Annotated in this window: 15 protein-coding genes and 1 pseudogene; 9 read left to right on the top strand and 7 right to left on the bottom strand. The window is 72.1% G+C overall.

Annotated features, from left to right (window positions below; genetic code table 11):
- Nucleotides 1-433 precede the first annotated feature (433 nt).
- Both WMF11_RS07275 and WMF11_RS07270 read right to left on the bottom strand, forming a co-directional pair.
- Nucleotides 434-1,549, bottom strand: a complete 1,116-nt coding sequence (locus WMF11_RS07275; RefSeq protein WP_437907710.1) for a prephenate dehydrogenase/arogenate dehydrogenase family protein — start codon at nt 1,547-1,549, stop codon at nt 434-436.
- A gap of 197 nt (nt 1,550-1,746) precedes the next feature.
- Nucleotides 1,747-2,877: a serine/threonine-protein kinase gene (locus WMF11_RS07270; RefSeq protein WP_437907709.1), complete on the bottom strand. Its 1,131-nt coding sequence runs from the start codon at nt 2,875-2,877 to the stop codon at nt 1,747-1,749.
- A gap of 404 nt (nt 2,878-3,281) precedes the next feature.
- Between WMF11_RS07270 and WMF11_RS07265 the strand changes: the two genes are divergently transcribed.
- A complete protein-coding gene (locus WMF11_RS07265) occupies nt 3,282-8,363 on the top strand; it encodes an AAA family ATPase (RefSeq protein ID WP_437976917.1) in 5,082 nt (1,693 codons plus the stop codon).
- A gap of 33 nt (nt 8,364-8,396) precedes the next feature.
- Here the strand turns inward: WMF11_RS07265 and WMF11_RS07260 are convergent, their stop codons facing one another.
- From WMF11_RS07260 to WMF11_RS07245, 4 genes are all read right to left on the bottom strand, one after another.
- Nucleotides 8,397-8,966, bottom strand: a complete 570-nt coding sequence (locus WMF11_RS07260; RefSeq protein WP_437976916.1) for a cytochrome C — start codon at nt 8,964-8,966, stop codon at nt 8,397-8,399.
- 65 nt (nt 8,967-9,031) lie between these two features.
- Complete coding sequence (locus tag WMF11_RS07255) at nt 9,032-11,185, bottom strand: heavy metal translocating P-type ATPase (RefSeq protein WP_437976915.1); 2,154 nt, start codon at nt 11,183-11,185, stop codon at nt 9,032-9,034.
- A gap of 2 nt (nt 11,186-11,187) precedes the next feature.
- Complete coding sequence (locus WMF11_RS07250) at nt 11,188-11,778, bottom strand: hypothetical protein (RefSeq protein ID WP_437907705.1); 591 nt, start codon at nt 11,776-11,778, stop codon at nt 11,188-11,190.
- A gap of 48 nt (nt 11,779-11,826) precedes the next feature.
- Complete coding sequence (locus WMF11_RS07245; protein ID WP_437907704.1) at nt 11,827-12,087, bottom strand: hypothetical protein; 261 nt, start codon at nt 12,085-12,087, stop codon at nt 11,827-11,829.
- Between the two features lie 612 nt (nt 12,088-12,699).
- On the opposite strand from WMF11_RS07245, the gene tssC reads away from it, so the two are divergent.
- From tssC to WMF11_RS07215, 6 genes and pseudogenes are all read left to right on the top strand, one after another.
- Nucleotides 12,700-14,172 (top strand): type VI secretion system contractile sheath large subunit, encoded by a 1,473-nt coding sequence (gene tssC, locus WMF11_RS07240; RefSeq protein WP_437907703.1) that lies wholly within the window; start codon nt 12,700-12,702, stop codon nt 14,170-14,172.
- Nucleotides 14,173-14,272: 100 nt separating this feature from the next.
- Nucleotides 14,273-16,387, top strand: a complete 2,115-nt coding sequence (locus WMF11_RS07235; protein WP_437976914.1) for a M13 family metallopeptidase — start codon at nt 14,273-14,275, stop codon at nt 16,385-16,387.
- A 33-nt stretch (nt 16,388-16,420) separates the two neighbouring features.
- A pseudogene (locus WMF11_RS07230) lies at nt 16,421-16,696 on the top strand (glutathione S-transferase family protein); the annotation flags it as partial.
- A gap of 275 nt (nt 16,697-16,971) precedes the next feature.
- The gene (locus tag WMF11_RS07225; RefSeq protein WP_437976913.1) at nt 16,972-17,619 is read left to right on the top strand and encodes an RNA polymerase sigma factor; all 648 of its coding nucleotides are present in this window, start codon (nt 16,972-16,974) and stop codon (nt 17,617-17,619) included.
- Complete coding sequence (locus WMF11_RS07220; RefSeq protein ID WP_437907700.1) at nt 17,609-18,928, top strand: FecR domain-containing protein; 1,320 nt, start codon at nt 17,609-17,611, stop codon at nt 18,926-18,928. The genes WMF11_RS07225 and WMF11_RS07220 overlap by 11 nt, the downstream gene beginning before the upstream one ends.
- Nucleotides 18,925-19,974 carry a hypothetical protein gene (locus WMF11_RS07215; RefSeq protein ID WP_437907699.1) on the top strand — a complete coding sequence of 350 codons (1,050 nt, stop codon included), beginning with the start codon at nt 18,925-18,927 and terminating at the stop codon, nt 19,972-19,974. The genes WMF11_RS07220 and WMF11_RS07215 overlap by 4 nt, the downstream gene beginning before the upstream one ends.
- A gap of 113 nt (nt 19,975-20,087) precedes the next feature.
- On the opposite strand, the gene WMF11_RS07210 is transcribed toward WMF11_RS07215, so the two are convergent.
- Nucleotides 20,088-20,912, bottom strand: a complete 825-nt coding sequence (locus tag WMF11_RS07210) for a LamG domain-containing protein (protein WP_437907698.1) — start codon at nt 20,910-20,912, stop codon at nt 20,088-20,090.
- A gap of 417 nt (nt 20,913-21,329) precedes the next feature.
- On the opposite strand from WMF11_RS07210, the gene WMF11_RS07205 reads away from it, so the two are divergent.
- Together WMF11_RS07205 and WMF11_RS07200 are read left to right on the top strand one after the other, a co-directional pair.
- On the top strand, nt 21,330-23,045 hold the full coding sequence (locus WMF11_RS07205; RefSeq protein ID WP_437907697.1) for a DUF1592 domain-containing protein: 1,716 nt from the start codon (nt 21,330-21,332) through the stop codon (nt 23,043-23,045).
- A complete protein-coding gene (locus tag WMF11_RS07200; protein ID WP_437716203.1) occupies nt 23,042-24,343 on the top strand; it encodes a DUF1552 domain-containing protein in 1,302 nt (433 codons plus the stop codon). Before WMF11_RS07205 ends, WMF11_RS07200 begins: the two co-directional genes overlap by 4 nt.
- The last annotated feature ends 318 nt before the right edge of the window (nt 24,344-24,661 follow it).

Below are 24,661 nucleotides of genomic sequence, written 5' to 3'. Positions count from 1 at the left end.
GGCCACGCTCAGCCCCGGGACGCTCGGCCCGCCCGGCATGGCCGCTCCGCAGATCCATTCCAGCCCCTCCCGTGCGCTGCCCTGCGCCGACGAGCTCGTATCGTAATCGAGGCGCTGTCTTATCTGCGACCCAGGCCTCACCTGCAGTATCCACAAGGGGGCGCCTGACGCCGCTGCATGATTCCCGCACGCAGACCCTACACCGGAGCACGCCAGGGTGGAAAGAGGAATTCGTGCGCCACCGAGCGCCACGGAGCGCCCCCTCGAAGAGGCCGTGATAGCAGCGCGAGAATCGGAGAAACACGAAGAAAGCCGACGCACGTGGCGCGGAGAGCGAGGCATCGACGCTCTCCTGACTCTCTGTCGATACCCGCTCGACGCGCTCGGTGTGCCTCGTGTTTCGGTGTGAGGAGCCGGTCGCCTGCGCCGCGCGCTAGACGGCGGAGCGCCGCTCCTGGAGCGTGCGCGAGTGCCGGAGGATCACCTCGAAGACCTCGGCGACGCCGTCAGGGTCGAGGCCGAGCTCGACGGCGCAGCGGCGGCGCGACTCCATCAGCCGCGCCTCGCGCAACGGATCCCGGACCGCCGCCCCGATCGTGGCCTTGGCGCGCCCGGCGCGCTGGACGAGCTCGGCCCTCCGCGCGAGCAGGCCGACGAGCTCCAGATCCAGGTCGTCGATGAGCTCCCGCGTCTCGCGGAGCTCGGGAGAGAGCGCGCCGAGATCAGGGATCGCGAGCGCGGCGAGGTCCTCGGGCGCGGCGTCCTTGGTCGGGACGTCGAGGCTTCGATCGACGGCGACGAGCGCGTCGATGAGGCGGCGGCGCGCCTCGCCCGCGAAGGGGTTCTCGCGGTGCAGCGCGGCGAACAGGTGCCCCGCGTCGACGCGCACCGTCTCGATCGTGTGCGCGATGCCCTGGAACGAGGGCGGCGCGTAGGGCGCGCCAGCGGGCACGCCCGCGTCCATCATGCCCTTCGCGATGAAGAACGCGAGCGCGTGCGTGAAGGCCATGACGCGGTCGTGCTCCTCCGGCGCCTGCTCGAGCACCTGACAGCCGATCCGCTCGAACAGCGCGACGATGCGGCGCACCGCGTCCGGGTGCGCAGGGTTGGGGCAGACGACGACGCGCAGCGGGCGCTCGCCGCGGGCGAGGCTCGCCGGACCGAACAGCGGGTGCGTCGCCACCCAGGGCCGGCCTTCGCCGAGCACCTCGGCCATGGCGCTCGCCGGCACGCTCTTCACGCTGCCCACGTCGGCCACCAGCTGCCCCGGCGCAAGGTGCGGCCGCAGCGACAGCAGGGCTTCGCGCACCGCCGGCACCGGGACGGCGACGATGACGAGCTCCGCGCCGTCCACGAGCTCCGGGAGCGAGGCGGCCCGCGCGGCGCCGCGGACCTCCGCAGAAGGGTCGAACGCGCGCACCGAGATCCCCGCATCGCGGAGCAGCGACCCGAGCGCCGCACCGAAGCGGCCATACCCGAGGAATGCGACCTTGCCGATGCGCGCGGGCGGAGCGAGACCGCCCCCGGAATGTGGGAGAGAATGCGGCATGCGGCGGATACTACGACAGCCGGTCTACGCGGATGCCACGTTTTCTCGGCATAGCCGCGAGGATCTGCGACCGCGTCCCTGGGAGACAGGACGGCTCTCCGGCTTCTCCCATCCTGCCGCGCTCGCGGCGACGATGCCCCTCCGGCGAGGGCCGGAGGCGGCGCTCCTGCGCCCGCGGCGGCTCGGCCGGCGCCGGCTCACCTGAGCTGCGTCGCGGCCACGCCGAGGATCGCGAGCAGCGACGCGACGGCGGCGATCAGCGCGATGCGCGCCCTGTTGCGCCCCGTGTCCTGCGCGCCGTACGCGCCGTGCCGCTGGGTCACCGGGCCCGCCTCCGAGCTCGGTCCGGCGCTCTCGGGCGGACGGGGCCTCGCGCTGAGCCCGAGCCCGATCGTCGGGAGCGAGGCGCGGGGGCGCGGCGGGAGCGTCGCGCCGAGGAGCCGCGCGGCCCGCTCCACGTGATCCTGGCCCTCCGCCGACGCGTGAGGGGCGAGCGCGATCGCCAGCTCGGCCACGCTCGTGGGCCGCCGCGCAGGGTCCTTCTCGAGGCAGCAGAGGAGCACGCGGTCGATGGCAGGGGGGATGTCGGACCGCAGCGCGCTCGGGAGCGCCGGCGCCGCGCTCGCGATGCGCGGCGCGAGATCCGCGAGCGAGCTCGCCTCGAACGGCGGCCGCCCGGTCAGGAGCCGGTACAGGATCGCGCCGAGCGACCAGACATCGGCGCGGGCGTCGACGGCGACCGAGGATCGCAGCCGCTCCGGCGCCATGTAGAGCGGCGCGCCGAGCTCCTCCCGCGTCCGCGCCGGCGCGCCGCCGTCGCTCGCGCCGGGCAGCTCCCTGGACGCGCCGAAGCCGAGCACCTTGAGGAGCGTCGCGCCGCCGGGGCTCGTCGCGAGGAACAGGCGCGCCGGCTCGAGGTCGCGGTGCACGATCCCCGCGGCGTGCGCCTCGGCCACCGCCACGCAGGCCTGCAGCACCCAATCGATGGCCTCCGAGAGCTCGATCCGGCCGCGGCCGCGCAGCAGCTCGGAGAGGTCCTGCCCGTCGAGGTGCTCCGTGACGATGTACGCGACCCCCGAGGCGAGCTGGCCGACGTCGAGCACCCGCGCGACGTGCTCCCCCTTGAGCGCCACCGCCGCGCGCGCCTCCCGGAGCGAGCGCTCCACGCGCTCCGGGCTGCCGTCGGCGAGCAGGAGCTCGATCGCGACCCGCTGCGGGAGCACGAGGTGGCTCGCGAAGGCCACTGTCCCCAGCTCGCCGCTGCCCGAGATCCTGTCGACCCGGTACTTCTCGGCGATCACGTCCCCTGCGACGACAGGTGCGTTCATCAAAGCTCCCCGCAGCGCGCACCGGCGCGGGGGCAGCCGCCCGCCCCCCGTACATGCGCTGATTCATCCTAGCACCTTCGCTCGCCGGATTGGCGGTCGCCGGTCGTCGCCGGAGCCCGAGGCCAGCGCCGCGCTCCCCCTCTCACCCCTGCCCGTTTCACGCCTGTCCGCGCGGCCCGACGGCATGGCAAAAGACCGCTGGAGGGGAACCCTCGCGACGAGGGTGAGGCAGCGCAGCGCGCGCGTCGTCGTGCCGAGAGGAAGGAAGCGGCGGCGCCGCCGCGCGATGGCGCGAAGCGCACAACCCGACGTCTCTCCCATATCACGAGACCCGGGACTTCCCGGCTCGCACCAGCACGCATCCTGCTTTATATTCTCGCGGCAACGCGCGAGGGGGAACGCGTATGACTCGGGCGGAAGCGACTGAGGTCCACCGCTGCAGCCGATTTCTGCTCCGCAGACAGAGGCTTGCCGGGAGGATGGTCGTGCAGAAAACCGTTCGGGGGCGTCATCCAGCCCCGGGCGCGGCGGCCCTCCTGCTGCGCGAGCACGCCTTCCTGCGCCGGCTCGATGTGCCGGGGGTCGTGCGGCCGCTCGCGCTGGAGGGCCCGGAGAGCATGCCGGCGCTGTTCCTCGAGGACGCAGGCCCCGAGGACCTCGAGCGGCGGCTCGCGCGAGAGCCGCTGGCGCTGGACGCGTTCTTCGACATCGCCATCGCGCTCGCGGAGACGTGCGCGCGCATCCACGGGAGCGGCGTCGTCCACCGCGCGATCGCCCCAGGCCGCGTGGTCCTCGGCGAGGACGGGCAGGTCACCCTTGTCCATTTCTCGGACGCGGCCGAGCTGACGAGCATGCCCCGAGCCGTGGAGCTCGAGAAGCTCGACGCGCTCCCCTTCCTGTCCCCCGAGCAGCTGGGGCGCACCTGCTGGTTCATCGACGCGCGCTCGGATCTGTACGCGCTGGGAGCGACCTTCTACGCCATGCTCACCGGCGCGCCGCCCTTCAAGGACGCCGATCCGCTCGCGCTCGTGCACGCCCACATGGCGAGGAGCCCCGTGCCCGCGCGCGTCGCGAGCCCCAGCGTCCCGGCGGTCCTCTCCGAGCTCGTGCAGCGGCTCCTCGCGAAGATGCCGGACCTGCGATACCAGAGCGCCGAGTGCCTCGCTCAGGACCTCCACGAGGCGCAGAGGCGATGGCGCGCCGCAGGCACCATCGCGCCGTTCGAGCTCGGCCGCATGGACCTGGCGCGGCGGCTCCCGCTGCCCGAGCGCCTGATCGACCGCGAACGCGAGCTCGCCGCGCTGCGCGGCGCGCTCGCCCGCGTGTCGAACGGCGGGACGGAGCTCGCGCTGGTGACCGGGGAGGCAGGCGTCGGAAAGACCGCCCTCGTCGAGGCGCTGCAGGACACCGTCGCCGAGCGGGGCGGGCGGTTCATCCAGGGCAAGTTCGACCTGCGCGCGGCGAACGTCCCCTATGCGTCCCTGGCAGAGGCGCTCCGCGCCCTCGCGGCCGCGCTCCGCGCCGAGCCGGAGGAGAGCCGCGCGCAGCTGAGGGAGGCGGTCAGCGAGCGGAGCCGCGCCCTCGGCGAGCTCTGCCCGGAGCTCACCGAGCTCCTCGGGGACGCGCCCGCGCTGCCGGCCTCGGATCCGATGCGCGCGGAGAACCGCTTCCTGCTCGCGATCCAGGACTTCGTGCGCGCGGTGGCCAGCCAGCGGCCGCCGCTCGCGATCTTCCTCGACGACCTCCAGTGGACGGACGCCGCGTCGCTCCGCGTCCTCCGCGCCCTCGCCGCGGATCCAGGCAGCAAGCACGTGCTGCTGCTCGGCGCGTACCGGTCGAGGGAAGTCGGCGCCGCGCACCCGCTCCACCAGACCATCGAGGAGATCCGGGGCGCGCAGGTCCCCCCGCTGACGCACCTCTCGCTCGGCCCGCTCGGCGTCGAGGCGGTCGTCGCGCTGCTCGCCGAGGCGCTCCGCTGCGAGCCGGAGCGGGCGCGCCCTCTCGCAGAGCTCTTCGTCGCCAAGACGGCGGGGAACCCCTTCTTCATCCGCCAGCTCCTCCGGTCGCTCCAGGAGAAAGGCCTGCTCCTCTTCGACGCGATCCGCTCGACATGGATGTGGGATCTCGGCCGGATCGAGCGGGTCGGGGTCACCGACAACGTGGTCCAGCTGATGTCGGAGTCCGTCCGCAGGCTGCCCCAGGCGGCGCAGGAGCTCCTGCAGGTCGCCGCGTGCATCGGCAAGCGCGCGGAGCTCAGGCTCATCGCGGCGGTGCTCGGCCGATCCGTCGACGAGACGACCGCGTCGCTCGTCCAGCCGCTCCGCGAGGGGCTCGTCGTGCCCGACGGCACGTGCGAGCGCGAGGCGGGGCTCGCGATCCGGTTCGTCCACGATCGGGTCCAGCAGACGGCCTACGAGCTCGGGCCGGAGCAGCTCCGGATGCAGCTGCACCTGGAGATCGGCCGCTTCCTCGAGGCCACCTGCACCAACGGGACGGACGCGGCGCTGTTCGACGCCGCGGACCAGCTGAACCTCGGCGCCGCGCTGCTCGACGCGGAGCAGCGGGGCCACCTCGCCGAGCTCAACCACCGCGCCGGCGTGAAGGCGCGCCGCGCCGCGGCCTTCGGCCCGGCGCTCGCGTACTTCCGCAGCGGCCTCCGCCTGCTGCCGGACGGCGCCTTCCGCGCGCGCTACGAGCTCTGGTTCTCCCTCCACCGCGACGCGGCGGAGTGCGCCGCGCTGACCGATCAGCACGCGATGGCCCGCGCGCTCGTGGAAGAGGGGCTCCGCCACGCGGCGTCGATCCCGGAGAAGGTCGACCTGGAGGCGCTCCGGATCATGAGCACGACGATCACCGGCGAGCACGATCTGGCGCTCGGCTGGGGGCGCGACACGCTGCGCACGGACTTCGGGGTCGAGCTGTGCGCAGCGGATCTCGACGTGGAGATCGCGGCGCAGCGGCGGGCCATCGCCAGCCACCTCGGGGCGCGCTCGCCCGAGTCGCTCGTCGACTTGCCCCGCGTGACCAGCCCAGAAGAGCGGGCCCGCATGAGGCTCCTCGCCGAGATGGTGGCCCCCGCCTGGTTCGCGGACCGGAAGCAGCTGGTGCTCCTCACCTCTCTCGGCGTCCGCTTCGCGCTGGAGCACGGCAACTCGAGCGAGTCGATCCTCTCCTACGCAGGGCACGCGATGCTCCTCGCGGCCGAGGGCGACCTATCGAGCGCCCAGGGCTTCGGCCAGCTCGCCGTGGAGCTCGCGCGGCGGTTCGAGGATCGCGCCCAGGAGACGATCGCCCGGTACATGTACAACGAGTTCGTTCATCCGTGGGTCGCGCCGCTCGCCTCGAGCGGGGCGCCGTTCCGGGGGATCATCGAGCTCGGCGTGTCGTCCGGCGAGCTCCGCTTCTCCTCGTACGCGCGCACGGGGCTCGTGGCGCACTCGTTCGCCGCAGGGGTGGAGCTCGATCGCGTGCTTGTCGATCTGAACGACGCGCTCGCGTTCAGCCGGCAGACAGGCAACAAGTCGACGCTCTTCCACCAGCTCGCCTACCGGCAGACCATCCGGTGCCTCAAGGGGCTGACGAGGGGCCAGAACGCGGCCGAGGACGCCGAGTTCGACGAGCGGGCCTTCCTCGAGGCGGCGCAGCGGGAGCCGCCGGCGAGGTGCGTGTATCACATCGGGCGCCTTCAGGTCTCGTACCTGCTCCGGGACCTGGCCGAGGCCATCGCTCACGCCGACGCGGCGGTCCCGTTCATCCACTTTCTCGGCGGCTACATCCCCGAGTGCCAGTGCGCGCTGTTCACCGCGCTCACGCTGCTGTGGCGATGCGATGAGGCCGACGAGCAGGAGAGGGCCGCGCTGCTCGCGCGCGTGGCCGACCTGCAGCGCGCCCTGCGAAGGTGGGAGCTCGGCTGCCCGGAGAACTTCCGCCCGCGGCGCCTCCTCGTCGACGCGGAGATCGCCCGCGTCGAGCGCAGGTTCGAGCTCGCCGGAGCGCTGTACGACCAAGCGGTCGAGGCGGCGACGCGCGGGGGGTTCCTCCACATCGCTGCGCTCGGCAACGAGCTGGCTGGGCGCTTCTACAACGGGCTCGGACGGGCGCGGATCGCGGCCATGTACCTGCGCGCCGCGCACCAGGGGTTCGCCCGCTGGGGGGCCTCGGAGAAGGCCCACGCGCTCGCGGAGGAGTTCGGGCTCGGCGGGCCCGGCGACGAGCCCGAGCTCGCGGAGCGGCTCCCGGCGGTCGCCCTCGACGCGCTCAGCCTGCTCAAGGCCGCCGAGACCCTCTCGAGCGAGATCGTGCTCGATCGGCTGCTCGAGAAGCTCCTGGGCGTCTGCCTGGAGGCAGCCGGCGCGCAGTGCGGCGCGCTCGTGCTCGAGGAAGAGGGGGAGCTCTTCGTGCGGGCCCAGGGGTCCGTCGCCACCCCTGTCTCCATCGAGCGCACGCCGCTCTCCCGGTCGCGCGAGGTCCCCCGGCGGGTCGTCGAGCACGCCCACATGGCGTGCGAGCTCCTCGTGCTCGACGACGCGGACAGCGCGCCGGCGCGCGACCGCGATCCTCATTTCGCCGGGGGCGGCTCGCGGTCGGTCCTTGTCCTGCCCATCCAGCGGAACGAGGCGCGGCTCGGGGTGGTTTACCTCGAGAACAACCTCACCACGTACGCCTTCACGCGCGCTCGCGTCCACGTGCTGGAGCTCCTCTCCGACCAGATCGCGATCGCCCTCGAGAACGCCCGCCTCTACCGCGAGGCGCAGCACGCGGTGCGCGTCCGCGACGAGTTCCTCAGCGTCGCGTCGCACGAGCTCAGGACGCCCGTCACCTCCCTGCGCCTCGGCCTCCAGGCGCTGCTCCGCCGGGGAGACCACGCGTCCGACGAGCGCCTCGCGCGCGCCCTGCAAAGGATGGATCGGCAGGTGCAACGGCTCGTCCGGCTGATCGACGACGTGCTGGACGTGTCGCAGCTCCACACCGGCCGGCTGGAGCTGCACGTCGAGCCGGTCGATCTCGCGGAGGTCGTGGACGACGTCCTGGAGCGGCTCACCGAGCGCATCGCGCAGTCCGGCTCGTCCGTGAGCGTGCGCGCCGAGCCGTCCGTCGTGGGCTCGTGGGACAGGAGCAGGCTGGAGCAGGTGGTCTCGAACCTGCTCGACAACGCCCTCAAGTTCGGCGCGGGCAAGCCGATCGAGGTCTCGGTCGCGCGGAAGGACGGCACGGCAGAGCTCGTGGTGCAGGATCAGGGCATCGGGATCCCGGCGGGGCGGCTCCCGCACGTGTTCGACCGGTTCGAGCGCGCGGTGTCGAGCCGCCATTTCGGCGGGCTCGGGCTCGGGCTCCACGTCGTGAAGAGCATCGTCGAGGCGCTCGGCGGCGCGGTGCGCGTCGTCAGCCGCCCGGACGAGGGGGCGCGGTTCACCGTGGAGCTGCCCTGCGAGCGGCCGGCGGCGAGCCACCCCGCGTCGGCGACGCTCGGCCGCTTGCACGCCTGACGCGAGCTGACGCGAACCGACGCGAGGCGATGGCTACGGCCTGCTCTTCGGCTGCTGCGGGACCATGAGGATGTACGGCGTCGCGGGCTCCTCCTCCGGCGACACCGCGCGGGGCGCGGGGACGCCCTTCTCACCGAGGCTCCGGATGAAGCGGTACATCGCGACGAGATCGCGCTCGTGCATCGTCACGTAGTTGAGCCATGGCATCGGCGGCCGGCCGGCGGCCTCGCGGAACATCCGCACCCAGGCCTCCTCGCTGAGGTTCTGGGCGGAGATCCGGAGGTTCGCCGCATAACTCGTCCCCCACGGACCTCGGTAGCCGACGTCGCTGCCCGTCAGCCACTCCGAGGTCGGGAGCCTGCCGCCCGCTCGGTCCCAGCCGGGCGTATGGCAGTCGTTGCACCCGCCCACGAGGATCAGGTACCGGCCGGCATCCTCCGGGTTCCCCGCCGCGACGTGCGGCGAGGCAGGCGCCCGTGCCACGGCTGCACAGCCGATCAACGCCAGGAGCGCCGCGCCGGGCAGCCACTGCACAGTCCGGCGCGCCGCGCGCGCCCGGTCCACGGCGGACGATCTCGATCCGGCGCGCGTCTCGCTCTGCATTCCAACCATTCCATCCCTCGTGCAGCGCGCGTGCCGGGCTGAGGCGCGGCGCGCGGACGAGCGCGCTAGGGGCCGCCGGCGCGGGCCTTCCTGCGCGGCGCCGCCATGAGCGGACGGAGTCCGTTCACGCAGGCGAGGACCGCGGAGCCGTTGTTCATGAGCGTCGCCGCGACCGGGTTGAGGAGGCCGGGGATCGACAGCGCGTACGCGACCGCGTTCACGGCGAGGATCATCGAGAAGTTCTGGTGGATGAGGCGCATCGCGGCGCGCGAGATGTCGATCGCCTCGATGAGCTTCGACAGGTCGTCCTCCACGAGGACGACGCCCGCCGTCTCCCGGGCGATCTCGGCGCCCGCGGACACGCTGATGCCGATGTCGGCGTACGACAGCGCCGGGGAGTCGTTGATGCCGTCCCCGACGACCGCGACCGTGCGGCCCTCCTGCGTCAGCCGGCGCGTGATCTCCGCCTTGTCCTCGGGCAGCATCTCCGCGAAGTACCGGGTGATGCCGAGCTCGAGCGCGACCTGCCTGGCCACCTCGCGGCTGTCGCCCGTCAGCATGACGATATCCTCGATCCCGCGCGCGCGCAGGCTGCGGATCGTCGCGCGGCTCTCGGCCCGGATGGCGTCGCGGCAGGCGAGCGTGGCGACGTGCCGGCCGTCGACGGCGAGGAAGAGGAGCGATTTCGCCGCCGCCTCGAGCGCCTTCCTCGCGCCGGGCTCGGCGCGGCAGGTGATGCCGAGCTCGTCGAGGAAGCGGGGGCTGCCGAGCTGCACCACCTTGCCGAACACCCTGGCCTGCACGCCCCGGCCGACGAGGTAGCGGGACTCCTCCCGGTCCGGGATCGTCAGGCACCACGCCTCGGCGAGCCGGAGCACGGCCTGCGATACGGGGTGGGTCTGCCGCGCGGACACCGCGGCGGCGAGGGTCGCCGCCTCGCGCTCGGACAGGGCGTCGTGGACGAGGAGGTCCGTCACCTCGGGGATGCCGGAGGTCAGCGTGCCCGTCTTGTCGAACACCACGGTCGACACCTTCGCGAGCTTCTCGATGTACGCGCCGCCCTTGATGAGGATCCCGCGCCGCGCCGCGGCGTTCATCGACGCGAGCACCGTCGTCGGGGCCGAGACCCGCGGGCCGGTGCCGAAGTCGATCGTCAGGATCGCCGACACGCGGCCGAGGTCCCTGGTCGCGGCGAGCACGACCGCCGAGCAGGCGAGGGCCGGCGGGACGAGCCGGTTCGCCACGAGCTCGGCGTAGTTCTGCGCGCGCGTCTCCAGCGCGGGCGCGTTCTCGATGAGCCGCGCCGTGCTCGCGGCGGTCGTGTCGCCGCCGACCCGCTCGGCGCGGATGTACAGCTTGCCGTCCTTGATGACGGTCGCCGCGAAGCAGCGGTCGCCGGGGCCCTTGAGCACGGGCATCGACTCGCCGGTCAGCGTCTGCTGATCGACGAGCCCTTCGCCGTCCGTGACCGTCCCGTCGACCGGGATGACCGAGCCGGTGTAGACGACGAGGACGTCTCCGGCGGCGAGCTCGGCCACCGGGATCTGCACCTTCGCGTCGCCGCGGACCACCCACGCGAGGTCCTGTTGATACTCGAGCAGGCCGCTGATCGCGCGCCGGGCGCGCGCCTGGGTGCGATCGCGGATGTGGTCGCCGAGCGTGACCAGCCAGATGATGCCGGCCGCGTTGATGGCGTTTCCGGTCGCCACGGCCGAGGCGATCGCCAGGCTGTCGAGCAGGTCGACGTTGAGCTTGCGGTCCCGCACCACCGAGTCCCACGCCCTCTTGAGGATGGGCGCGGACGTCGCGGCGATGAACGGGTACGCGAGCAGCGGCGAGACGAAGCTGCCGAGCGAGAGGACCATGCCGACGCTCGACAGGTAGAGCGGGCGCTTCGCGAGGGCGGCCGCGCGGCGCGCCTCCCGGGCGGCGCGCGCGGCGCGCAGCGCCCCCCGCGGGGCCGGCGCGGCGGAGGCCGAGGCGGCGGCGCGCACGATGGCGTCGAGGTCGACGTGCCGCGGGTCGTGCTCGACGACGGCGCTCGACGCGCCCTCGGCGATGCGCACGGACAGGACCCCGGGCACGGCGGTGAGCCCCGCCTCGAGCAGCGGACTGAAGGCCGCGTCCTTCCCGATGCGCGGGAGCCGCAGGCGGACCCTGCCCGGGACCGCGTGGACCACCGAGACCGGCTCGGTCGCGGTCGACAGGAGCGCGGCCATCGTCACCCCGCCTCGCCGCCGGTGGGTGCGCCCGCGCCCGCGCTCGCGAAGAAGCTCTGGATACGGCCGTGGTTCAGCACCACGAAGAAGTCGACCCCGTACTTCACGAGCGTGATCCAGTGGGGCATGGCCGGGGAGCGCCGCATCAGCAGCTGGAGCATCCCGGACCCGACGAGGAGCGCCGGGACAAGGAGCTTGAGGTCGACCTGCGGCGGCGGGACGACCTGCGACGCCGCGTTCAGCCTGTCCGCGGCACGGACGACGAGGCGCGCCGTCCGGCCCGGGCTCGGCGGCTCGGCGGGCGTCGCGCAGGGCGAGGGCGTGAGCCCATCGATCGGGCGACAGCTACAACCCGAGAGCTCGGGGATGTGCGCGAGCTCGGAGAAGACGTCCTCCAGCGGGACATCGGGCTCGTGCTCGACCGTGAGGCTCCCGGCCCACGCGCTCGCCCGCGCGTCGACGACGCTGGGGCACGCGCGCGCCTGCTCCGCGATCTCCTCGGCCCTCGCCGGGTCCCTGCGCAGCGCGGGGACGGCGAGGCGCACGCGCCCTGGAACCCAGTGGATGATGACGACCCCTCGATCGCTCGGCATGGCTCACCTCCCGGCCTGCGAGGCCGGGTCACCGGAACACCCCTCTTGTCAGCGCCCGGGCGGCTCCATCTCCGCGCGCGACAACCCCTGCGCGCCGCCCGAGCCGGCGCGCTGCTCCTGGCGCGCCATCTCCTCCCTCACCTCGGCGACGAGGTCGGCGAGCCTCTCCCTGCCCTCGCCGAGCGAGCCCCTGATCGCGTCCACGGCGACGAAGCCGAGCTTCATGGCCCTCTTGACGGTCGGACGGGTGATCCTCGTCAAGCTGGCGAGCCCCATACCGATGATGATGCCGAGCCCGAGGCGTTCCATCCCCACTCCTCTCCTCGAAATCCACGACCCAAGGCGCGCCTTGGCGCGCCGAATACCGACGACGCGCGAAGGCGCTCCGGATGCCGACGACGCGCAGACGCGCGCCGAAAGACAGAGAATCTGGACCACACGGGCACAGGGCACACGGAGAGATAGACAGAGACAGGCGATGTCCGCTGTCCCTCCGTGCTCCCACTGCCCATTTCACTCGGCCCCGAGCCGTTCGGGGCGCTGGCGCCGCGCGGCGCCGCGCGGCCACGACCAGGACGGGCGTCGCCGCGGGGGCGTCGGCGCCTGATCCGGGAGTGCGAGAGGGCAGACTCGAACGAAAGCCCTTATGTCTTCGGCTTCCGTGGGAGCACCCACACGAGATTTGTAACACTGCAGTCGCGCGACCGCCATGGGCTTTTCATGTCCGGTCGACACCTGACTCGCGTGCTGAGGGAGCGTTCCGCGCGGGCGTCCGAGGCGCGCCGAGCGCGCGTTTCTCCTCTGGCGGCGCCGCGCCATGCCGCGCCGCCGCGGGCTCGTCCCGCCCGGGCGCGGCGGGGCGCGCGGGCGCCGGCGTGTCCATCGCTTCCAGCCGGCGAGCGACCGTGGTAAATTCCGGACATGCAAGCGGGGCAGCACGAAGAGCCGGTGATGGGGAGCAATGGCTCTCTCCTTGCGGAGCTCCTGGCGGAGACGGGGGTCGCCCCGACCAACGGCGCCTACCACGATGTGAAGCGGGGCGTGGAGGCGGTGGTCGGCAAGGTCGCGGGCCGCCCGGAGGCCGGCGCGGCGCTGGACAGCGCCCTCATCGACCTGTGGATCGCCGAGATCGACCAGCGGCTGTCGCGGCAGATCGACGAGATCCTGCATCACCCGGTGTTCCAGCGCCTCGAGGCCGCGTGGCGCGGCCTGAAGTTCGCCATCGATCACATCGACTTCCGGGAGAACATCCGCGTCGAGATCCTCAACTGCTCGAAGGACGATCTGCTCGCGGATTTCGAGGACTCGTCCGAGGTCGTGAGGAGCGGCCTCTACAAGATCGCCTATTCGTCGGAGTTCGGCAATTTCGGCGGCAAGCCGTTCGGCGCCATCATCTCGAACTACGAGTTCGGCCCCGTGCCCCAGGACATCGCGCTCCTCCAGAAATGCGCGGCGGTGGCGACGATGGCGCACGCGCCCTTCCTGGCCGTCGCGGGCCCGCAGTTCTTCGGGCTCAAGGACTACCGGAAGGTGCCGCACCTCGGCGACATCAAGGCGCTCTTCGAGGGGCCGCAGTACGTGAAGTACACGGCGTTCCGCGAGTCCGAGGACGCGCGCTACGTCGGCCTGCTCCTCCCCCGCTTCCTCCTGCGCCTGCCCTACGGGGCGAGCACCTCGCCCATCCGGGCGTTCTCCTACGAGGAGGACGTCGTGGGCAACCACGCGGCGTACCTCTGGGGGGCGCCCACCTACGCGATGGCGACCCGGCTCGCCGAGAGCTTCGCGCGCCACCGCTGGTGCCTGCACATCATCGGGCCGCAATCCGGCGGCACGGTCGAGGGGCTCACGCTCCACGAGTACGAGGCGCTCGGCGCCATCCAGACGAAGATCCCGACCGAGATCATGCTGACCGAGCGCCGCGAGTTCGAGCTCAGCGAGGAGGGCTTCATCGGGCTCACGTTCCGCAAGGACACGGACAACGCCTGCTTCTTCTCGGCGAACTCGGCGCAAAAGCCCAAGTACTTCGGCCAGAGCGAGGAGGGGCGCGCCGCCGAGGTCAACTACCGGCTCGGCACACAGCTGCCTTATGTCTTCCTCGTCAGCCGGCTCGCCCACTACCTCAAGGTCATGCAGCGCGAGCAGATCGGCACCTGGAAGGAGCGCGGCGACCTCGAGCGCGAGCTGAACAGCTGGCTCAGCCAGTATGTCGCGGACATGGATGTCGTGTCGCCCGCCGTGCGCTCGCGCAGGCCGCTCCGCAAGGGGCGGACCTCGGTGACCGAGGTCGAGGGGAGCGCGGGCTGGTACCGGGTCCACCTCGAGGTGCGCCCGCACCTCAAGTACATGGGGGCCTATTTCACCCTGAGCCTGATGGGCAAGCTCGACCGGGAGTGAGGCCGGCCCCGCTCCGGGCGGATGCCGGCGCGAGCGCGCGATCCCGCGGCGGGCGGCCATCGCGCGCCCGCGCGACGGCCGGCCTGTGGTAGAGCGCTGTATGCGCACGCTCCGACAGCCTGCCGCTCCCCTCGCGCTCACCGTGGCCCTCTCCGCGCTGGCGGCCTGCGGCCCCGCCGCGAGCCCGCCGCCGGCGCCCCCGCCCCCCACCGTGAAGGCGCTGATGCCGCCGGCGCCGCAGGGCCTCCCTGTCGTCGAGACGAAGCTCGAGAGCGTCGGGCTCGACGAGGCCGCGCTCGACCGATCGGCGAACCCCTGCGAGGACTTCTATCAGTTCGCGTGCGGCGGATGGCTGGCGAAGACCGAGATCCCGGGGGACGAGTCCGTCTGGATGCGGAGCTTCCACGAGATCGAGAAGCGCAACGAGGCGGAGCTCCGGCGCATCCTCGAGGACGCCGCGAGCGCCGGCGACCGGGATCCGGTGACCAAGAAGATCGGCGCCTACTACGGCGCATGCATGGACGAGCCCGCTGTCGAGGCCGCCGGCGCGAAGCCCGTCGCGGACCTCCTCGCGAAGGCGCGGCGGGTGCGCGACCCGAAGGGCCTCGGGGCGCTCGTCACCGAGCTCCACCGCCGCCGCATCTGGGCGCTGTTCGACATCGCATCCGCGCAGGACATGAAGGACGCGACCCGCGTCATCGCGCAGCTCGACCAGAGCGGCCTCGGCCTGCCAGACCGCGACTACTACCTCAACGAGGACGACAAATCGAAGGCGCTCCGCAAGACCTACGAGGAGCACGTCGCGCGGATGATGCGGCTCGCCGGGGCGCAGGAGGCGGCGGCGAAGGCGGCGGCGCTCGAGGTCGTGCAGATCGAGACCGAGCTCGCGAAGATCTCGAAGACGCGGGTCGAGCGGCGAGACCCGGCGGGCCTCTACAACAAGCTCGACCGGACGGCGCTCGCGAAGGCCGCGCCGGCGTTCTCGTGGGACGCGTATTTCCAGGGGCTCGGCCTCCAGGACGTCAAGGAGGTCAACGTGACCTCCGTCCGGTTCTTCGAGGGGCTCTCCCGGCTGCTCACGTCGGTGAAGCCCGCCGCGTGGCAGAGCTACCTGTCGTGGCACGTGGTGCGCTCCATGACGCCCGCGCTGCCCAAGGCGTTCGTCGACGAGAGCTTCACGCTGCAGGCCGCGCTCACCGGGCAGAAGGAGGTGCGGCCGCGCTGGAAGCGCTGCGTGGACGCGACCGATGACGCGCTCGGCGAGCTGCTCGCGCAGCCGTTCGTCAAGACGAGCTTCCCCGGCGCGAGCAAGCCCGCGGCCGAGGCGATGGTGCACCAGATCAGCGACGCGTTCGCGCGCGACGTCCGGGCGCTCGACTGGATGGATGAGGGCACGCGGCAGCGCGCGCTCGCCAAGCTCGCCGCGATGGCGTACCTCATCGGATATCCCGACAAGTGGAGGACCTACGATTTCGAGGTCGATCCGAGATCGTACGCGAAGAACGCGCTCGCCGCGCGCGCCTTCCACACGCAGTGGGACCTCGGGAAGATCGACAAACCGCTCGATCGCGACGAGTGGCAGATGAGCCCGCCCACCGTGAACGCCTATTACGACCCGCAGCGCAACCACATGGTCTTCCCGGCCGGCATCCTGCAGCCGCCGTTCTACAGCGTGAGCTCGGCCGCGGCGGTGAACCTCGGCGGCATCGGCATGGTGGTCGGGCACGAGCTCACGCACGGGTTCGACGACGCGGGCTCGCAGTTCGACCAGAAGGGCAACCTGGAGGACTGGTGGTCGAAGGAGGTCGGGGCGGCGTTCAAGGAGAAGACCGGCTGCGTCGAGGCGCAGTACTCGGCCTTCGAGGCGCTGCCGGGGCTGAAGCTGAACGGCAAGCTGACGCTGGGCGAGAACATCGCGGATCTCGGGGGCGTGAAGCTCGCCTTCATGGCGTACCGCGCGATGCGCAAGGGCGCGGCGGAGCAGACGGTCGCGAGCGGGTTCACGGAAGATCAGCAGTTCTTCATCGCGCACGGCCAGTCCTGGTGCGGCAAGCTGCGCGACGAGGCGCTGCGGCTGATGGTCCAGGTGAACCCGCACTCCCCGCCGCGGTTCCGCGTGAACGGCCCGCTCGCGAACCTCCCGGAGTTCGGCGAGGCGTTCAAGTGCGCGCCGGGCACGCCGATGCGGCCGACCAAGACGTGCGCTGTCTGGTAGCCGCGCGCGGCGGGCTCGGTTAAACGAGCCTCCATGATCCTGATTGGCCAGTACGACTCTCCCTTCGTGCGCCGCGTCGCCGTGGCGCTCCAGCATTACGGGCTCGCGTACGAGCACCGCCCGTGGTCGGTGTGGGCCGACGCGGCGTCCATCGCGAAGTACAACCCGCTCCGGCGGGTCCCCGTGCTCGTGACGGACGGCGGGGAGCCGCTCGTGGAGAGCGCTGCGATCCTCGACGCCCTCGACGACCTGGTGGGGCCCGATCGCGCGCTCCTGCCGCGCTCGGGCGAGGCGCGCCGCGCTGCCCTTCCGCGTCCTCGAGGTCGCGCGCGGCGCCTGAGCCCCGGTCGCTCTTGCGGCAAACTTACATCCCCACGCCAGTCACTCCCGTGGTGAGCCGGTCCGAGCCCGAGCCGCTACTGCATGGAAGTGCGCTTCGCCAGCTGGACCGAAGACGCCCCGCCGCGCGCGCGGCATCTGCGGACGTGCGCGGGGCGCGCTCCCCCGGCCGCCCCGACTCACCTTCTTGCGCCGGGAGCACCGGCTCGGTACTGTGACTGCTCCGCACGACCGCTGCGGGAGTCATGAGCCCTCGGAGCGATGCCGTAGCACGTAAAGCCAGCCTTGCCATCACTCCTCCGGAGAGTGGCGGTCCCGACGAGGGTGAGGTGGTGCGCGCGCTCGTGACAGGGGAGCCATGGGCGGCAGCAGCGGTATGGAACAAGCATGCTCCGAAGGTGTTCCGGATCGCGGCGCGCGTACTCGGGCCGGGCGCCGACGCCGAGGACATCACCCAGGAGGTGTTCGTGCGGGTTTTCTCCAAGATATCCGGGCTGAGGGACCCGGACGCGCTGGGAAGCTTCGTGTTCTCGGTGACCGTTCGAATCCTCAAGTGGGAGCTCCGGCGAAGGCGCGTGCGGCGCATCCTCCAGCTGTCGGACACCGCGGATCTTCCGGAGCACCCCGTCGAGCCGGCCGACAGCGAGGCGCGCGAGGCGCTGGGGCGTCTCTACGCGATCCTCGACACGCTGAGCGCGGACGATCGGACCGCGTTCGTGCTCCGGCACATGGAGGGCATGAGCCTGCAAGAGATCGCAGAGGCGGTCGGCGTCTCGCTGGCCACCGTCAAGCGGCGGCTCGGCCGGGCCACCGAGCGCGTGTCGTCGCTGGTGGAGAGCGACACGACCCTCGCCGCCTACGGCATGAGAGAAGAGGCACGGGATGAACCCTGACGAGGCGAAGGAGCCGGAGCTGAGCCCGAGGGCGGCGCGCCTGGTCGAGCTCTCGTGCCAGTCGCTCGGCGCGATGACGCACCAGCAGCGCACCCGGGGGCTGCTTCGCGTGACGGAGCGGACGGCGGCGCGCCGGGGCTTCCGGTCCTCGCCGCTGCTCGCAGGAGGGCTGTCGCTCGCCGTCGCCGCCACGGGCGTGCTCGCGTTCCGAGGGTGGCAGCGGCGGGCGCACGGAGATCGGCTGTCCTACGAAGTCGAGGGGGGCGTCGCGAAGGACGGCGATCTCCAGGCGGACGCGTCGAGCCGCCCGACGTTGCGGTTCTCGGACGGCACCGAGGTGCAGCTCGCCGAGGGGGCGCGCGCGCACATCGCGGCGGTGACCGCGCAGGGCGCCCGGGTGGCGCTCGACAAGGGCGAGGTCCACGCGCGCGTGGTCCACCGGTCGGAGACGCAGTGGCTGTTCGACGCGGGGCCGTTCGTCGTGACCGTGACCGGGACGGCCTTCGCGCTCGCCTGGGCGCCGGACGACGAGCGGCTCGACCTCCGGCTCGAGGACGGCTCCGTCGCCGTCCATGGGCCGCTCTCCGCGGAGCCGATCGCGGTGCGCGCAGGGCAGTGGCTGACGGTCCGGGTGCGCAACGGAGAGGTTCTCCTCCGGGACCTCGACGCGCGGCAGGGTGCCGAAGCGGCGCCCGCCCCGCCTCCCTCCGCCTCCGCGCTGGCCGCCGCTCCGCCCGCCGAAGGCCGCGCGGAGGCCCCGGTCGCCTCGCCGGCCGCCGCCGAGCCGCGCGGCGAGCCCGCGGCCGCGCGGGGGACGGCGCGCGGCCCGGAGGCGGGGCCGAAGCGCGACTGGGCCGGCAAGCTCGCGGCCGGCAAGCTCGACGCCATCGTCGACGAGGCGCAGCGCCTCGGGCTCGACGCCGCCCTCGCCGAGAGCACGAGCGAGGAGCTCGCGGCCCTCGCGGACGCGGCGCGATACACCCGGCGGACCGACGTCGCGCGGAGGGCGCTCCTCGCGCAGCGGCGGCGGTTCCCGGGGACGCGCCGGGGCGCCGAGGCGGCGTTCCTGCTCGGGCGGCTCGCGGAGACACAGGAGGGGCCGGCCGCAGCGCTCGCCTGGTTCGAGAGCTACCTGAAGGAGGCGCCGCAAGGGGGGGCCTATGCCTCCGAGGCGCTCGGGCGCAAGATGGTGCTCGTGCAGGGGCTCCAGGGCGATGACCGGGCCGAGCTGGTCGCGCGGGAGTACCTGCGCCGGTTCCCGGGCGGCACTTACGCGCAGGCGGCGCGGGCCCTCGCCCGGACGCCGTGAGGCGCGCGCTCGCGCAGGCGCTCGCGCTCCTCCTGGCGGCGGCGAGCGCCGTGGCCTCCGCGGAGCCTGCCCGCGTGGTCCTCGTGCGGCCCGGCGCCGCGGACCCGTCGATCGCGGAGGCGCTGATCCGCATCCGGGGGGAGCTGGTCGCCGACGGCTTCGACGTCGTGCTCGCCGACGCGAGCGCCGCCTCGGCGCCCCGGTCGGCCGAGGTCGACGTCGCGCAGCAGCGCGGCTCCGCGGCGCTCATCGGGATGTCGCTGGAGCCGGACGCCCAGGCCGCCGAGCTCTGGGTGGTCGACCGGCTCACGAGCAAGACGCTCACGCGGCGGATCGACATCCGCGGCGAGCCGCGCGCGCGCATGGCCGAGGTGCTCGCCGTGCGCGCGGTCGAGCTGCTCCGGGCGAGCCTGCTCGAGCTCCTGATGGCCTCGCGGCGCTCCGCGGAGGGGGCGTCCCCGCCGCCCGTGGCGAGCGACGCGCGCCGGCACGCGTCCCGGTGGGCGGAGCGGTCGCTGGACGGGGCGCGCCGGTCGACGTGGGGGGTCGAGCTGGGGGGCGCGCTCCTCGCGAGCCCGGGCGGCGTCGGCCCCGCGCTGCTCTCGGTCGGGCGCCTCCGCTTCGCGCCGCTGCGGCCGTTCCAGGCGCGCCTGTCGCTCGCGGGGCTCGGGACGGCCCCGCGCGTCGACGGGCCGCAGGGCAGCGCCACGGTGGCCCAGCGGCTCGCGCTCGTCGAGTTCGCGGTCCTCCCCTGGCCCGACCTGCGCGTTCGCCCGATGCTCTCGGCCGGCGCGGGGGTGCTGCACGCGTCGGTCGACGGCGAGGCAGCGTGGCCGTACCGGGGCGTCCACAGCGCCCGGTGGGCGTTCTCGGCGGACGCCGGTCTGGGCGCCGAGATCGAGCTCGTGCGGGGGCTCGACATCTCCGTCGAGGGGCACGTGCTCGTCGCCGAGCCGTATCCCGTGGTGCGCTTCCTCAACGACGAGGTGGCGTCCGGCGCGCGCCCGGCACTGCTCGGCAGCCTCAGCTTCGTGGGGTGGCTGTGAGAGACTGCGGCTGATCGGATTCAGCAAGCGAGCAGCCCGCCCGGTCGCAGGCGGAGGCATCCTCGCGACCGCGTCTCTATCCGTGAGGAGAGGAGCGCCGCGGGCGAGGCTCCTCATCGGGGATCCGGCGGAGAGCGCTGCGAGAGCTCGGCGACCTCTGCCGGGACGAGCGCCCGGCTGTGGATGACGATGTCATCGACGTCCGCAAAGAGGAACCGACTCGCGCCCCCCCATCGACCGACATAAAGGGTGTCGGAGCCGGGCGCTATCGTCACGTCGATCGGCGCCGCCTGGTCGAGCTGCCCGTCGAGGTAGAGGGACATGGTGAGCGCCTCGCCGTCGACGACCGCGGCGGCGTGCGTCCACCGGCGAGGCTCCATGCAGAAGCAGATGAGGAATTGATAATCGCTGGTCTCCGGCCCTTTCCAGAACCCGAAGTGCATGCCCGGCGGCGACTGCGCGTAGTCGATGTTGATCTCCCATCCGCCGGTGTTCTCCGTGCTGACCACGGTCGCCAGGACCTCGGGCGCGGGCTCGTCGCTCGTCAGGCGCACCCACGCCGAGACGCTCCAGCTCGCGGTGGCGTTCGGGAAGCTGTCGACCGCCATGAACTCGCCCTCGCCGAGGTGCATCGCCTTGCCGAACCGACCGTCTTGCACCCACGTTCCTCCGGTCAGCGCTCCGTCGCGCATGTTGCCGGAGGAATCGAGCACGACCGTGCCCTCTCCCTCGTCGAACGTCCAGTGCGCGACCATGCCCTGGGTCAGCGTCGTGGGGGCCAGCTCGATGGCGTCGAGCGGCCCTGCCTCGCAGGCCGCGAGCCCCAGCAGCGCGACGGCGGCCAGGCGGCGGCGCGTCGCGCGGCCGGGGGGCCTCGCGGCAGAAGCCGGCATCGCGGTGGTAACCCGGTGCGGGGACAGCGTGTTCGACCGCTTCATGGTCAGGCCCTCTCCGTAGCAGGACAGAGAAGCGGCGCCGAGGGGCACGGCGGGCCCGCCGGTCCTGTCCCGATCTCGGCCAATCCCCGGTTCCGAGCTTCGGTGTCCTAAGGCACCCGGCGGTGACGCGGCGCAGCGTGCTGGGCTGCAGCATATCCGATCTTCCTGTGTCGCCTCGCAGCGCGCGTTTAACCAGAAATTTGTCATGGAGTGCGAATCGACTGGAGGGTGAGCCGTTTCGGGGGCGAGCCGCTACTGCCACATGCTCCCTGCGACGGCCGACCTACTGGTCGCCTGACCATCCCGCGACGCTGCCGTCGCGAGACGTCGAACCTGCGTCTTTCTCTCTCGAGGCGCCCGGGTCGTTGCAGGGGTGCGCTCGCGGAGCGGATGCGTTCACACGAGGAGATGAACACGATGAGACTTATCTTACGGACTTGCGCAGGGCTCGTCCTTTGCGCGCTCGCAGCCGCCTCATGCACCGGGGTGCTCGGCGGCCCAGGCGACGCCGAGGAGCGGCCTGGCGGCCCAGGCGACGCCGAGGAGCGGCCTGGCGGCTCCGTGGCTCCTGACCCGAGCTTCGACGGGACCCCGGCGGATCCCACCTCGGCGGGCGTCAAGGTGCTCCGCCGGCTCAGCGGGCGCGAGTACCTCAACACCGTCCGGGATCTGCTCGGAGACACCACGCTGCACCTTAACGATGTGCCCGTGGAGAATGACGATCCGGTCCTCGGCTACCATCTGCCCGGCCCGGTCGACAAGCTGAACGCCGAGCTGTTCCGCGACGCAGCCGAGAAGCTCGCCGCGAACGCGGCATCACGCCTGAGCGCGCTCGTGCCGTGCGACGCGCAAAGCGCCGGAGAAGAAGCGTGTGCCCGGCAGTTCGTGACGGAGTTCGGCCTGAAGGCGTACCGGCGCCCCCTCTCCGCCGACGAGGTGGACGGGCTGATGCGCCTCTATCAGACCGGGCGAACGGAGATCGAGCTCGACTTCAACGGCGCGATCGTCCTCCTCGTCGAGGCGATGCTGCAGTCGCGGGGGTTCCTCTACCACTGGGAGAACGGGCAGGAGCCAGCGCTCGTCGAGGGGAAGACGGTGAAGCTGGACGGCTATGCGCTCGCCAGCCGCCTCTCGTACTTCCTCTGGGGGACGATGCCTGACCAGGCGCTGTTCGACGCCGCGGCCGCGGATCGGCTGGCGAGCGCGGAGGACGTGGCCCGAGAGGCGCGCCGGATGCTAGGCGATCCGAGATCGCGCGACGCCGTGGCCGACTTCTTCGAGGATTGGCTCGACCTCTCGGCGGTCGCTCGCAAGCCGAAGGACGCCGACGTCTACCCCGAGTTCGACGATGCGCTGAAGCGGGCGATGTCGGAGGAGGTGCGGCGCTTCGTCGCCGGGGTCGTCCTCGATGGCACCGGGCGCTTCGAGGAGGTGCTGACCGGGACGAGCTCGTTCGCGAACGAGCCGCTCGCCGCGGTTTATGGAGTGAGCGGGCCGAAGGGCGAGGAGATGCAGCCCGTGTCGCTCGACCCGGCCCAGCGGTCAGGCATCTTGACCTCGCCTGCGTTCCTGACCGTGACCGGCGCGGCCGACGGCTCGCACCCGGTCAGGCGAGGGAAAGCCATCCTTAACCAGATCCTGTGTCAGACGCTCCCGCCGCCGCCGAACGACATCCCGGAGCCGAAGAGGCCAGATGAGGGAGGTACCACGCGAGAGCGCTTCGCGGAGCACTCCCAGCTGGCGTGCGCGAAGGGCTGCCATGCGCGCCTGGATCCGCTCGGCTTCCCGTTCGAGAACTACGACGGCATCGGACGCTTCCGGACCATGGACAACGGAGAGCCGGTCGACGCGACGAGCACCGTCGAGCTGGACGGCCAGGTCCACGCCGTGGCCGACGCGCGCGGGCTCAGCCAGGTGCTCGCCTCGAGCGAGGCGGTCCACAGCTGCTTCGCCAAGCAATGGCTGCGCTATGCGCTCGGTCGAGGCGAGACGGGGGACGACAAGGCCTCGTTCGAGTCGGTGGTGGATGCCTTCAAGGGCGCTGATCAGGACATCCGCGAGCTGATGGTGGCGCTGGTGAGCTCACGTACGTTCCGCTTCCGGGCGATCATGGAAGGAGAGGTGCTGCAATGAACCAGGCGCGATTCTCACGGCGAGCACTGCTCCAGGCGCTGGGCGTGGGGGCGGCCATGCTGCCGCTGCTGCACGCCGAGCGCGCGGCCACGGCGGCGCCGAGCGCGTTCCCGAAGCGCATGATCGCCGTGACCTGGACCAACGGCATCTTCCAGCAGAACTGGCTGCCTGGCAACGACGACCTGAACGCGGCGCGCCTCCCGACCATCCTGGAGCCGCTCGAGAGCTGGAAGTCCAAGGTGCTGATCCCCCAAGGGGTCGACCTGAAGGTGATGCTGGACGCGAACCGGACGTACGACGGGCACTTCAGCTATGGCGCGCTCTTCACCGGCGTGAGCCCCGCCCCCGGGGTCAGCGACGGCATCGCGCCGTCGATCGATCAGATCATCGGAGACGATCTCAGGAGCAAGGGGGTGAGTTCGCCGCAGCTCAACCTCGGCTGCCGCCCCTATGGCTTCTCGACGAGCTGGGCGGGGCGAAATCAGAAGAACAATGCCGAGACGGATCCCTACCGCCTCTTCAACAGGCTCTTCGGAGGGGCGAGCCTGCCGGCAGCCCAGATCGACAAGCTGCGCAAGCGCAGGCAGAGCGTCCTCGATCTGGTGGGGACCGACCTCGAGCGCTTCGGCCAGCGCCTCGGGACGGAGGACCGGCTGAAGGTGCAGGCGCACCTGGACTCGATCCGCTCGCTGGAGCTGGACCTCGAGGCGGCGGCCTCGCAGCGCGCGTGCACGCCGCCCGCGATCGGCGAGGGGGGGATCAACTACGATAACATCAACGACTATCCGAAGCACGTCGACCTGATGATGAAGCTGGCCGCGGCAGCCGTGAAGTGCGACCTGGCCCGGACGGTCACCCTCGATCTCATCGATGACGGCGGGGGCAACAGCCTCACGTTCCCGTGGCTCGGCATCGGCAGCCCCGACTACCACGCCATCGCCCACGAGGGCGCGAACAACGCGGCCCAGAAGACGGCGATCGATCGGTGGTTCTACGAGCAGGTCGCCACGCTCGTGGCGCAGCTCGCCGACTCCTCCGAGGGGGACGGGAGCGCGCTCGACAACAGCGTCGTCGTCGTCGCCAACGACATGAACGAGGGGAACTACCACGCCGTAGACAACATCCCGTTCCTGCTCGTCGGGAGCTGCGGAGGGTTCTTCAAGACCGGGCGAAAGGTCAAGCTGGGGAGCATGCCGCACAACAAGCTGCTCGCCACGCTCTGCCACGCGATGGACGTCCCGGTGAGCAGCGTCGGCGAGGGCTACGGCGGAGACTGCGACGCGTTCTTGAAGGCTTGACCGACAAGCGAACCTCCGGGGCGATTCGCTCGGGTCGTACACCGGTGCTCCCGAGAGCTGAGCGCCCGAGCCGGGCGACCAGGCGTGGCCTGTCTACAGCTCCGCGTCCTCGTGCATGGCGAAATTTCAAATTCATCGAGAAAAGCACGGCGCCCGCGCTTGTGGTGATTGAGTCCACGCTGCTCTCACGACCCAACTGCGGGACCTGCCCTGGGCTGATGGACGCGATGAGCGAGGCCGCGATTCGCACCGATCGCAGACGCACGATTCAGCATCGTTCGTGTCACTCTTCCCATCGAGAGTTCTGCGCACGCCGAG

This window comes from Sorangium sp. So ce295 (genome assembly GCF_051527405.1).
In the GTDB taxonomy this organism is placed as follows: domain Bacteria; phylum Myxococcota_A; class Polyangia; order Polyangiales; family Polyangiaceae; genus Sorangium; species Sorangium cellulosum_B.
This window is presented reverse-complemented; position numbering and strand designations above follow the sequence as displayed.